This is a genomic window from Peptoniphilus indolicus ATCC 29427, from assembly GCF_000227315.1.
Lineage (GTDB): Bacteria > Bacillota > Clostridia > Tissierellales > Peptoniphilaceae > Peptoniphilus > Peptoniphilus indolicus.
This window is the reverse complement of record NZ_JH165065.1, coordinates 11,540-24,825: the sequence shown is the minus strand read 5'-3', so window position 1 is coordinate 24,825 and position 13,286 is coordinate 11,540. Positions and strand designations below refer to the sequence as shown.

Sequence of the window (13,286 nt, the reverse complement as noted above, 5' to 3'; positions counted from 1 at the left end):
ATTATTTTATAAATTTTTGATTTTAAAACTTTGATTAAAAAAGTATTCGCAATGCAAAGATATGATAGCAGCTGTAATAGTAAGTGCCGATATTGATTTGTCTGCTTTGTTTTAAAGGTTTACACCGTGTGAAAATACTTTTGATTATTATCTTTTTGGTAGTATCCCAAGTTACATCTATCCAACTTATTTTAAGCTTTTCTCTGTAATAATTTGTTTGTGATTAAACTCATTTTACAAGTTGCTTCCTATTTCTTTATCAAATATATATTATCATCTAAAATAATAATATAAATCTTTAAATTTCACACCTTTATTTTAAACGACATTCTTTCTAATATTTCTCAACATAAATAAACTTACTATTATTTCTATTATCATAAGAACAACTATTATTGTATCAATAATAGGATAAACCTTGCCTATTCCGCTTAAAGATATATAATCCCAAAGGCCATGATAAACTACAATTAACCATATATTTTTTATATTTTTATAACTGAGAGAAAGAAATATACCTGCAATAAAGGTGGTTATTAATTGTGTAATAACACTTGCAGGGCTTAACCCTCCCAAGATATTAACCGCATGTAGCAAAGAAAAAGTCAATGATGATATAAAAACAGCTTTTGTAATTCCCCTTTTTTCTGCTGCATTTGAAAAAATAACTCCTCTATAGATAAGTTCTTCATTTAGTCCAACTAATAATGCTCCTATTAATGGAATAAAAAATGATTTAGATAGCTCAAATTTCTGCACTATTGTAAATAAACTTATTAACATAACAGGAACAAAAAGCAACATAAAAGCTGTATATCTCGGCCTATATTCATCTATCTTTTTCTTACATTTTTTATAACAAATTATAGAAAATATGGCCAATATTATTAAAAAAGGCATAAAGGTATTGATAAAATTTGAATCCAAATAAGATACATCTTTAAAATTTTTGCATATAAAAATACCTATCCCCATGATAATTGTGTAAATTATCGCTATACTATAAAATCTCTTCATGTTTGTGATGTTTAATAAAACTAAACATTTACCTCCCTTTCAACATTCATATTTTTAAAAATTTCCTACTATTTTAATCTTCTTATAAAAATAGCATACAATACCGGTTCACAAGACATCTGTCACCACATTCCCAATGATAATCAGTAATTAAAGACAATAAATCATTTTGGTCTTCTAATATTACCTTTCCTATACTCATAAATAAACTTTTGAGATTACAACAGATTAAATAATATTTGTAAAACCCTGGTTAAATAAAGAACTCACAGCCCAGTGAACATATAAATATATAAAAATACAGACGATATTTTATTATTTCATCTCGTCTACTCTTTTGTCAACAAAAAATCTTATACCTTAACATCTACTAAAAAGTCTTTAATGACATTTTGTAAATCCCGAATATTTTTATGTTGATACTATTCTCTTAACCTCTTAGATATTCCGTTTAATATTTCTATCTTTCCCTCTATTGGCAATAAAATTCCTCTTGATTAGTTTTTCTCTATCATAATCAAGAGGTTTCTATACACAAAATTTTACAACTTATAAAATTTGTGTAAATATAAATACTTAATAAAAAAGTGATGCGCAGAGTAGAATAATCTATTCTGCACACCACTATTTTAAAGACAATTTATATCAAAAATCAATAATATCACTTCAATAAACTCTAAAGTCTATTCCTTTTATTTGTAGATATTATATAGCACTTGAGCTACTTGAGCTCTTGTAAATGGTGTTTTTGGACTGAATGTCCCGTCTTCCATTCCGTTTACAATCTTAGCTTTTGCAAGTTCTTCAACTGCATCCTTGGCCCAGCTTGAAATCTTAGCACTGTCTTTAAATTCTGAATTTCCACCGTTCTGAACTGTGACTCCTGCAACTTTTAAATATCTAGCCATTATTACAGCCATTTGTTCTCTAGTCATAACATCATTTGGATTAAATTTATCATTTCCCACTCCGTTGACTATTCCCGTTTCACTTGCCCAGTTCACATATGGTGCATAAAATTCGCCTTGTTTTACATCTGAGAACTTAGAATTTTGGTATTTACTCTTATCAATTTTTTGAATTCTTCCAAGAACTGTTACAAATTCTCCTCTTGTCATGCCTCTGTCCGGATCAAATTTGTTATCTCCTACTCCTTCAAAATATCCTTTAGACAAACCGAATTCTATAGCTGCTCTTGCCCAGTGGTTTTGAATATCTTGCAGTACGCTGCTTGTATTTGTTACTTTCTTTTCTTCTACTTTATTTTTTCTTTTTCATTTACATTTTTAGTTAAATCCACCACTTTTGCATTTGCATGATGTCTAGCAGCAGAAATTGACGGTTTGAAATAGAAACTTCCACCAAAGTTATTATTACTGTTATCAGTATCAACCCTTGGTTTTTCTGTGCTTGGTTTTTCAACTATATCTATTTCAAATGTCTTCTCTACACTTACTCCATCTTTAGTAATTCTAACTTTAAATATCTTATGACCCGGTATAATAGTCTCAAATTTTTCAGTTAGAAGTTCTAATTTTGCACCGACAGGATAATTCAATTCCTGACTAATTCCTCTAAACTCTTCAGAAATAAATTTAGTTTTCTTCAAAGTTACAGAACTTGCAAGTTCTTCTTTAGTAAGGCTACCCGGTTGTGGTTTCGGATCTATCGGTTTTGGTTGCGGTTTATCTCCAGCAGAAGTTTCGTTACCATCAGTTATATTTACTTTAAAAGTTTGAACTTGGCTTCTTCCAAATTTATCCTTTACCAATACATTTAATTCATGTTCTCCTGAGCTTCTAAGAACCATCCTATCAGCCAACCTATAAGGTTTTATAGTATCTCTGTCATGCCATTCATCATCCAATTTTGCAGATTCATATTTATCCGCATATTCAATGTAGCTTGCCTCTATGCCATTAGGAATTTCAAAAGCAGATTCTAATTTTTCTACTTCATTTGAATGTACATTGTTCTTCTTTAGTTTAAGAGTTGGAAGAGTATCCTCTAAGTTTATAGTATGAGAATCTGTAGATGTATTTCCGGCTAAGTCTTTAACTTCTAAATATATAAAGTACTTGCCCGGTTCACCTTCTACTTCATAATTTTTGATTTCATCATTCTTATACTCTTTGCCATTTACCAATAATTTTTGTTGCCATACTCCGGATCCGCCCTTATCCTCAGCAGTATACTCAATTTTAGATTCAGGAGTTAAACTGTTTTTATCTTTAATCTGTGCAATAGGAGCTTCACTGTCAATTTTGGTTACAAATTGATGTTTTTCAGAAGTCCCAAATTTGTCGCCAACTTCTATAGTTAACATCTCGCCATCTTTTGAGTGTCCTTGATGTTTAAATCTCTTTTCTCGATGATTTTCTCCAAATAGATCCCATGAAAAAACAGATACATCATCAACTTTTGCATATATCTCGCTGGAATCGTCAAAGACTTTTCCTTCTAAAGTATAATTTTCACTAGGGAAGAATATTTCAGCCCTCTTATCTCCTCCCATGTCCTCAGGTAATTTTACATTATACAATTCAAGTTCAGGCCCTTTTGCGTCTAAACTGAAAGTATAACCGCGATTTGTTATTACTTTCCCGTCCTTATCAACTATTTTTAAGTTTACAGAGTTAAATCCTTCATATAGCACAGCATAAAGTTCACCATACCCATTTCCCTCAAATTTGTATTCTTTAGGATACTCTCTGAGATTCGGCTCACGAAGAGGCTCATAACCCTTCTTTGCAGGATTATATGAAGTTACACTCATAACGTCGCCTTCCATACCATAGTATTGAATTTTTATTCTATAAGGTTCATTTTCTATATCCGATAAATTTCCGGGTTCTATATTCTTATTTCTCGAAATAGAATCAGGTGAAAATGCAGTCCATGCAGCAAAGACACTCGGATACATTACTTCTCTTCCCTCATCATCTAACTCGGCATGTGCCATAATTTTACTCTTTACTACTGAATGATCTTTGTTGGTTAATTTCTCTCTTCCCATGGATTCTATATTTTCCGCAGCTTTATCTAGAGCTTCATTAGAAATTTGTCTTTCATCAAGAATAGACGCAGAACTACCTTCAAGAGAAACTTCTATCCCTGTACTATTCTTAGCAAAATCTGTAGCTTGAATATTTAATTTGTTAGTAGAATTTTCACTTAGATTAAATTCTTTAGCTACAAACTTTTTGTATTTGCTTTGATCATCAACCCTTTCAAAGGTTATAGCTTTTCCATCCAGAGATCCTTTTATATATGAAATTCCAAAATTATCATCAATCGTAACAGTAAGAGTTTTATTAGCTTTATCAATTTGAATATTCTCTTTTTTAATTTCCGGTTTTTGTCTGTCAAGTTTGATTGGTAAATAATCTACTTGATAATCATGATTTTCAGAAGATCTAAATTCAAGTTTGAAATAGTATTGTCCATCCGGGAGCTCTTTTACAAAATCAGTTCTACCAGGTTTCCAATTTTTATTTAATACAGTTCCTCTCCAGCCCAATGAATAATCAGGATTTGATACTATCGGCTTATACCAATCACGTTCTAAATAGTGAGCATGAATATATTTTTTATAGAAATTCCCCTTTTGTAATACTTGTACTACTTCTTTATTTTCATTTACAACTGAAATTTTATAATCATTTGCATCTCTTAATGCAATTATTCTCGGTATAACTTCATATCCATTTGTGGCAATCATATCCGGATTTACCGTTTTATTATTTGGAATCATACCATCAATTCCAAGCTTTTTCATTTGACCTTCAGCACCATCATGTGATTGTGAAGCCTCTAAAACTGTTGTAAGCTTAGATTTTGAATTACTGTCCCATTCAGGAAGATCGACAATTCTCTCTTTGCCCCAATCACCCAAGAAACCCATATAAGGTATACTCAAACTTGGTTGTTCATTGTTTTGAGATTCAAAATAAATAAACCCTTCTACAAATTTATCTTTGCCATCCGATACAGCTTTTAATGTAAAGCTTACACTTGCTTTTGAATTAGCAGGTACTTTTATAGTTTGTACACTTGGAGTAATGCTGGCCCCATCCACTACTTTTGGATGAATTTCGTGTACATCATCATATCCCCCGCCGGATTTTTGTTTTTGTACAGAAACAATATTATCAGTTATTACATTTCCCGTTTTGATGTTAAATACTTGATCTGTATTTGAGAAGTTATTTAAATCAACCGTAAATTTTGTGGTTTCTTTTATCTCCTTTAAAGAAACTGAAGGTCTACCCTCATGTGATAAAAATACATTGGTCGAAAAAGCATTCTCAACATTTACTTGTCCCGCACCTTGATGTCTAGGCGAACTCTCTAAAAATGTATCTCCAACCGGAACTTTCTTATCTCTCATAGGACGAGCAGTCGACATCATTAAAAATTTTGCAAGTTCCGATCTTGTATACTTGCCAATTTCTTCAGGAATCTTTGGAACCGCTCTATCCCTTAAAATCTTATGGTTTTTAGGTTGTATTAATACACTTTGCATATCCTCTTGAATCTTAGAATATAAAAGTGCCGTTACACCTGCTATAACAGGTTGAGACATTGAAGTCCCTGACATTTGTACATAATAATTTTTTCCATTGTGGTTATTTCCAAGAGAAATAATTTCTTGCCCCGGAGCTGTGATATCCGGCTTTAATTCCAATTGATTGTTCGGACCCCATGCTGAAAAACCGGAAATTGCAGTTTCATCTAAGAAAGCTGCACGAGTTTTATACTCTTTTGTTTTTATTTTTATTTTAAAAGGTTCATCTATTGGTTTTAATCTTTCAACATTATCATTACTTAAATTAAAAAGTTCTTTACCCGCATTTCCACTTATACCGATAGTAAGAATTGGGTCCATACCTTCAGATGCTTTAAGTGCTTTTTGGCTAATTCTCTCAAAACCGGTTGGCACTTCTTCCATAAATGTGTCTCTATTTTTATTCATGATGTCATTGACAAGAATAAACCCAATTGCACCATATAATCTAGCTTTATCTAATTTTTGATAAGGGAGATTATTATTGTCCATATCTCTTGCAACTGCAACTACTTTACCATCAAGTTTATTTTCAAATTTTTTAAATATTTCAGCATCTGCACGTCCTAAATAGTAAACTTCATATTCTTTGGCTTCAAACTTCTCAAATGTTTCAGGAAATTCAAATCTTTCCCCTATCGGCGCTACCGGATAGTCTTTACCATTAAGTTCCACTGTAGGATAAAGCGCTCCGGTATTCCTAGATGCTGCCACCCCTATTGCATAAGGATTTGCCGCTCCACTAACTGTCATTGAAGTATCTACATTCCCAAAAGCATTATTTGTATAATTATCAAAAGTGCTACTTGATGAAGACGCCCCATAATTACCCATTGAAACAGAAACGGCAACCCCATATTCTTGTGCATTTCTTATGGCTGTATCATATAAGTCTCCACGTCTGCCCACTCCCGGATCACCAATACTCAAACTGATGACATCAGCACCATGTTTAATGGCATCTTCCATTGCATGATATACTGCATCATCTCCCGAAGTCGGTGTATAACCATCCTTATCTTGCCCATCTGCAAAAATTCTATAGACAAGAAGTTGTGCTCCCGGCGCAACTCCTCTTATACCTAAGCCTTTTTCCGCATCTTCTTCACTCGCGCTGCCGGCCAGTATTCCTGCAATATGTTGCCCATGTGGAGCAAAGAAATTATCCTCCAGTTCAAAATTCGCATCACAATAATTAAATCCATGCGGTACTTTATTTGTAAAATGTCCTGTTTGATCTACGGTTTTAATTTTTGCATACTTATTAAAAAAATCATCACTCATTTGCAAATCTTTATGTTCTAAATCTGCGCCTGAATCGATAGAGGCTATAACCATGCCTCTACCGTCAAACTTATACTTCTTATTTATTTTTTCATTCTTTATAGAATCTACAAGCTTTATGACTTTTCTAGCATCTGTCATAGCCGGTTCAACAGGTTGAGATTCAATTGCCTGATCTACTTCATCAATCTCAAAAATTTTCTTCAACTCAACTTCCGGAACTTCAATTGCCGCTCCGTCAAACACTAGATTGTACTCATACTTTACTTTTAAATTAGGAATTTTTTTAAGTTCTGCAAGAGCTTTTTCCCTATCTGCTTTGTCGAACTTAACTATCATAGTAACTATTCCATTATTCCTTTTCTCAATAGTTTGAGACTTTAAATAATTTGCGATCAGAGGAAATTCTTCTTTTAATTCCTCTTCACTCACACTCTGTTTTTTATCATTTTCATTTACACTAGTTATTTCTCTCTCTTTTATTAGAGACGCTGCAGTGGCTGCAAGCGCAGAGGTGCCTGAGCCACATATTATAATAATAGCTAGCATCAAAGAAATAATTCTTCTTTTCATCTAGATACTTTCTCCTTTTATTGTCTAAATATCATTTGTAAACTGCTCTTATAATTACCTCAATATCCGGCATTATAAAGCTTGTTTTTTTTGAGTTCGGGTTATTAAATGTCACTTTTTCAGGACGGTTGGATTCCCAACGCACAAATTTTCTCTTTTCATTTTCATTTGCATATAAAGCTACTTCTCTTCCAGCTTTTGCTTTATACGGCCACGAATCCCCTCCTTCAGTGTAAATATCGTATGCCTGATTTTCATCATTTACTACCTCAATATCATCATTAAAAGTTTTCTTAAAAAGATCTTTTAATCCATTTTGACTAAGTTGAGGAGAAAGATTTACAATTCTTCCCGCCTCATCTAAGAGTAGTATATTAGGAGTTGTTTTAAGACCCAGTTTAGATGCCCAAATCTTAGTTTCAGAGTCATAGAGTGCAACTTCCTTTAAATTTCCGGCACCCATTTCATCTAAAGTTTTATTAGTAAGTTCAATTGTATCATTTGTGTTTTCTTCTACAGAAGTTACAACTACATAGAAGTTATATTTCTCTGTAAACTTAGGATATTTACTAATTAAATTAGACATTTCCTCCATCATTGTTTTGCAACCGCCACAACCTGGGTAGCCAAATAATAACATAGTTTTCTTATCTTTATTTAAAATGTCCTTCAAAGTAATTACTTCATTTTCATAATTTCTTGCATTGTAATTCGTCACATCATTACCATAAACTTTTTTGATTTGAGTTTTTTCACGATCATTTTGTTTAAAGTGAATAAAAAATTTAGACTCCTTTACTTCGTCAAAAGATTTAAACTCTACATTTCTTGATGACACAGGAATTGTTGCAATTCCATCTTCCCATCCATCTTCACTAGCCGTTGCTTTAATGGTAAAAGAACTTGTATCTGCAACATTAAGTATAAACTCTTTTGTTATTACCTCTTTATTATTCATATCAAAATCCTCTTCATGTTTTAAGTTATTATCTTCAAGTATTTCAATTTTTACTTTACTTTTAACTCTTGCATTTAAGTTAGGATCTAATACCTTCACCTCTACCTTTACTTTATTTATTTCAGTCGTAAGTGATTTAAGATTTACACTTAACTTTTTTTCAAATTTTGCAGATACATGTTCCTTATCCCCTATTAGCCATTTAGTCATTCCGCCTAGCATTACATAAATATTATTAAATCCCTTTCCCTGCATAAGTTTTGCAGCTTCTTTAGACCTATTATCTGTTCTACAATAGATTAGATAAGTTTTATCTTTATCAAGAGTTTTTAAATAGCTTTCAAATTCTGCTCTATTATAGAAATTAGATTGAATGGAGCCCTTTATATGACTTTCATCATACTCTCCCTTTGTTCTGACATCAAAAATTACAAAATCAGAATTATTCTTATTTTTATTTATAAGTTTTTCTCCTCTTTCAGTGTCAATTTCTTGATAGAGTAATTCTTTAGTTTTTTTTTCTCCGGATTTTGTCTTGCATAGATATATATTTGATCTGGATAATTTCCTCCAAATTCATGCTCTTCTACTGCTATTAGATTTTTTATATTGTCTAAACTTAAATTTGAAATATTTCCCAAGTGTTTATCTTTAAATATATAGAAATATTCAAAAGTCTGTTTTTCAGACAATTCTTTTAACTTATCCAAAAATTCTTGGGTAGCTTCTCCATAAGATTTCCCTATATTGAAATTTAAATCTTTTGCTACAAATTGTCCTTGGTTAAAACCATCTATATATTCATATAGATATAAGGCAACTTTTTTACCAATAACTTCATCTTCAATTTCTTTTTCAACATTTTTTTTCTTGTCTAAAGCACTTGGATCTGCTTTCAATACAACTTCCTTTAAGGCATTATATTTAATTTTTACAGATTTTTTAGTTCTATTTTCACTTATAATTTCATTTTCTGCAGCTTTTAGGGCACTTTTTAATTCTTCATTGCCTTCAATTTTTTTTGCTATATCTATAAGATCCTTTAATGAATCATTATAATTAAATACGCCAACTATATTTACAACTGAACCGCTACATTGAACACATTGCATTCTGCCATGCAGTTTTTCTTTTTTCAGTTCTTCTAAAGTAAAGCGCTGTTCCTGACCAAAGTTTACCTTTTCACCTTTTTTCCACTTTTCAATATAGAAATATCTAAAATCATCTCTTGCTGCATATTCTTCTAATACTCTCAAGACTTTACCATTTGTTTCAAAATTTTGTCCTTCTATAATAGTAGCCCCTTGTGAAATACCTAATTCAATATCTCCGTCCATTTTATTAACTGCACTCTTGTCTCTCTCTGCACTTGCCCATTCAAGATATCCTACTGTTACTGCATAAGGTGCCTTTGGCGTATCGTCTTCATTGCCCAACTTATTTTCTTTTCCATAATAAGTCTCTATTGTAATATCCTTATCTACTTTTATTTTTATTGCTTCCGTTTCAATTGCTGTAAGATCTTTTTGATTTATTTTAAACTCAATTTCTTTTCCATTTACTTCAATCTTCTTTAAAGGTTCATCACCATACTTGGTTTGAACTTTAATATAGATGTTGGAATTTTTTTGTACTTGAATTTCAGTTCCATTCGTAAAATTCAATTCTCTATAGTGAGATGGCATATAAGTGTCCGCTGCTTTATCTCCGTACTCTTTATTGGTTTTTTCTGAATCAAAACGGTCAAACTTTGCATCTTTCCACTTTTCTATATATTTATCAGTACCGAATAATACATGTACTTGAGGAGCAGCATAAGATGACGACAAACCTTTTACCTTAAAATTATCGTTTTTATCTACAAGTCCCTCTGTAAATTCTTTCAAATTAAATAATTCAGCTGTAACTGCATCTGTTTTTATATTTTCTTTTTTTTGCAAACCCTCAGTTCTTTCAATAGTATCTTTAAGCCTTTGTGCAGATTTATCTGTGTACTTACTCAAATCAATTGCACTAGCTTTTTCTACTTCTAATTTCAAAACAGTTTTTGGGTCTTCCACACCTTTGAGTTGTGTAACAAGTTCTAATTTAAGAACTACTTCTCCAAATTCACCATCATACTCATACTCAACCATATTTCTATTTATTTGAGCTTCTAATATCTGTTTAATTGTAAATTCCTGACCTGTTCTTTTAACTCTCCAAGCTTTAACTTCTTGACCTTCAGGAACTTTTGGTTTTTGAATTGCATTTTTTACATCTTCGTCACTTCCAAACTTTTGACCAACTTTCATATCTTTAGAATCACCAAGCAAACCTTCAACATAAACTGTTACAGTTCCATCAAAATCTTTTGGCAAATTCGGATCTTCTGCCATATTAGGATTACCAGGATTTAATCCCTCTTCACTTGGTGTATCCGGTTTAGGTTCAGGTTTTGGTAGCGGTTTTGGTGTATCTGGGACTTCTTTCCCAACAGGAAGTTCTGCATCATCATAGATGTTTACATATGCATATATATATACAGTGTCCTCTGTTATAGATGATCCATGGAAATGTTCAGGAATGGCTACAAGTTCTTTTAGTTCTTTTGGTCCGCCTATTTTTATTTTAAATGAATCTCCATTTGGATTGTTTTTTTCAATATAGAAGTATTTAAATCCTTTTTTATTAGCTAGACTTTCTATGGTTTCCAACATGCTTTTGCCATTATCACCATTCCCCAGTTCACCATATTTTTGACCTGTTTTAAATCCAAAATATTTGTAGTTTTGTTCTCCATTATTTTCAAAATCTAGAATACCTTTTTCATCTCTGCTTCTTTGAATGAGACGAAGCGATACCTTGGCATTTCTAACAACAACGCCTTCGCCTGGGTTAGGGTTAGGGTTAGGTGTTGGATTAGGTGTTGGATTAGGTGTTGGATTAGGTGTTGGACCAGGTGTTGGATTAGGTGTTGGATTAGGTGTTGGACCAGGTGTTGGATTAGGTGTTGAAGTCTTGTCCCTAACTTTCACTCCGATCTTTACATTACTCTCAGGCATTGTAAAGTATGCTCCGTTCTTTTGGTCAGCATTTTCAATTTTTACATTACCTTCTAGAACCACAAATTTATCAAACACTTTTTTGGCTGTTGTTGGTGCATTAAATGTAATGTTAACTTTCTCTCCCGCTCTTGCTTTAATAACTTCTTCGTCGCTTTCTTCATCATCCTTGCCATTGACTTTAACTTGGAAAAATCCATTTGAAAAATCCGTTTCAATTATGTAAGCTTTTCCAGTTGGTTTAGGAGTAGGAGTTCCTTTTTCCTTCCAAAGAGCTTTTACTTCAATATCTTTATTTATACTTATCTTATCTCCAACTTGTTTTTCTACTTTATCAACTTCCCAAGCTTTAAATTCTTTATTTTGAGGTGCTGTAAATTTATTTCCAGGCAATGTATATGATTTATCTTTATCAACTACTACACTTGCCATACTTCCGCCTCCACCGTTTGAGTTAAAGCTAACTGTGAATTTCTTTGCAGGTGTTAATGGAGAATCCTCTTTTTCCTTCCAAAGAGCTTTTACTTCAATATCTTTATTTATACTTATCTTATCTCCAACTTGCTTTTCAGTTCCGTCAACTTCCCAAGCTTTAAATTCTTTTCCGTCTGCCGGTTTAAATGCATTGGCAGGAAGTGTATATTCTTTTCCCTTTTCAACTTTAACACTCGCCATATTTCCACTTCCACCGTTGACATTAAAGCTAACTGTGAATTCCTTTGCAGGTGTTACCGGTTTTGAAGGTGTCACCGGTTTTGAAGGAGTGCTTCCACTTGAAGAACTTCCTCCGCTTGAAGAGCTGCTTCCACTTGAAGAACTTCCTCCGCTTGAAGAGCTGCTTCCACTTGAAGAACCCCACCATCCGAACCATGCATTTGAACTCCCGGAAGTAGTATGTTTATGAGTTGTTTCTTTATCGTCACGTATGCCTTTTCTCAAATTTTCTTTTGCTTTTCTCAAACTCTCTTCTTTTAGTTTGGATTTAGTCTCTTCCATTTTATCAAGAGCATTGTAAAGAGCATTAAACACAATATTTCTAATTGCATCGGCACTCGGTGTTAAATTTTCAACTCCGGTTCCCTCTCCAATGATTTTCAGTTCCTTTGCCCAATTAAAATAACTATCAGGCCATTTGGCATCTTTCATTTGATTAGATTGTAGATCAAACTTACTTGCAACTACCAAAACTTTTATAAACTCTTGATATGTTATTTTATTCTCCGGTTTGAACTGTCCGTCAGGAAAACCATTTATAAGATACTGACCATTCGGCATTTTAACAGTGCTTGCAACATTTATGACCCCATTTGCCCAGTGATCGGTGCCGACATCCGGAAATTTTCCCTTTTGAGATTGCAAATTCTTTGCTAAATCTTCCAATCCTAAAGAATAAACTACAATTTTTATAAGCTCACTTCTGGTGATTACTTCATTTAACTTTAAATCACCCTTTTCATCACCTTGGATGATCCCCTTTTTCACCAGTTTTTCTACTTTATCGTTTTCCTGTTTGTTTTGGCTTGCAAATGCAGCACTCGGACTAAAACACGAAAACAAAATACAAAAAACTAATAATATTGACCATAATTTTTTCATTGTAAATGAATGTCTCCTTCCTTTTATATTTTGATAATTACTATCATTTATGTAATATCACACTTTATCGCTTTTGTCAATATATTAGCTTTTAATTTATTATTATTTCTAGTTAAAATGATAATAAATTAAAAAATTTTAACCATTTTAAAATAACGAATGTGACGGTAAAACCGCACCAATCCAAAAGAAGAATGTGCATTCATAAAAATATCAATATTAAAGCGTAGGGGCGGCACGTATCCAC

At 32.5% G+C, this 13,286-nt stretch carries 5 protein-coding genes; all 5 read right to left on the bottom strand.

Features of this window, described 5'->3' with window-relative positions:
* Positions 1-318: 318 nt before the first annotated feature.
* The 5 genes from HMPREF9129_RS08605 to HMPREF9129_RS10780 all read right to left on the bottom strand — a co-directional run bounded on the left by HMPREF9129_RS08605 (position 319) and on the right by HMPREF9129_RS10780 (position 13,039).
* Entirely contained in the window at positions 319-1,017 is a 699-nt protein-coding gene (locus tag HMPREF9129_RS08605) for a CPBP family intramembrane glutamic endopeptidase (RefSeq protein ID WP_040552936.1), read from the bottom strand.
* Between the two features lie 692 nt (positions 1,018-1,709).
* The gene (locus HMPREF9129_RS08600; RefSeq protein ID WP_257009255.1) at positions 1,710-2,231 is read right to left on the bottom strand and encodes an S-layer homology domain-containing protein; all 522 of its coding nucleotides are present in this window, start codon (positions 2,229-2,231) and stop codon (positions 1,710-1,712) included.
* Between the two features lie 41 nt (positions 2,232-2,272).
* Positions 2,273-7,441 (bottom strand): S8 family serine peptidase, encoded by a 5,169-nt coding sequence (locus HMPREF9129_RS08595; protein ID WP_040552935.1) that lies wholly within the window; start codon positions 7,439-7,441, stop codon positions 2,273-2,275.
* Positions 7,442-7,472: 31 nt separating this feature from the next.
* Complete coding sequence (locus tag HMPREF9129_RS12080) at positions 7,473-8,861, bottom strand: rhodanese-like domain-containing protein (RefSeq protein ID WP_257009254.1); 1,389 nt, start codon at positions 8,859-8,861, stop codon at positions 7,473-7,475.
* Positions 8,858-13,039 (bottom strand): InlB B-repeat-containing protein, encoded by a 4,182-nt coding sequence (locus HMPREF9129_RS10780; RefSeq protein ID WP_004822602.1) that lies wholly within the window; start codon positions 13,037-13,039, stop codon positions 8,858-8,860. Before HMPREF9129_RS10780 ends, HMPREF9129_RS12080 begins: the two co-directional genes overlap by 4 nt.
* Positions 13,040-13,286 lie beyond the last annotated feature (247 nt).

Bases quoted from the DNA above. Each gene is read 5' to 3' on its own strand.
- HMPREF9129_RS08605 (WP_040552936.1), bottom strand. From the start codon at position 1,017: ATGAAGAGATTTTATAGTATAGCGATAATTTACACAATTATCATGGGG.
- HMPREF9129_RS08595 (WP_040552935.1), bottom strand. From the start codon at position 7,441: ATGAAAAGAAGAATTATTTCTTTGATGCTAGCTATTATTATAATATGT.
- HMPREF9129_RS10780 (WP_004822602.1), bottom strand. From the start codon at position 13,039: ATGAAAAAATTATGGTCAATATTATTAGTTTTTTGTATTTTGTTTTCG.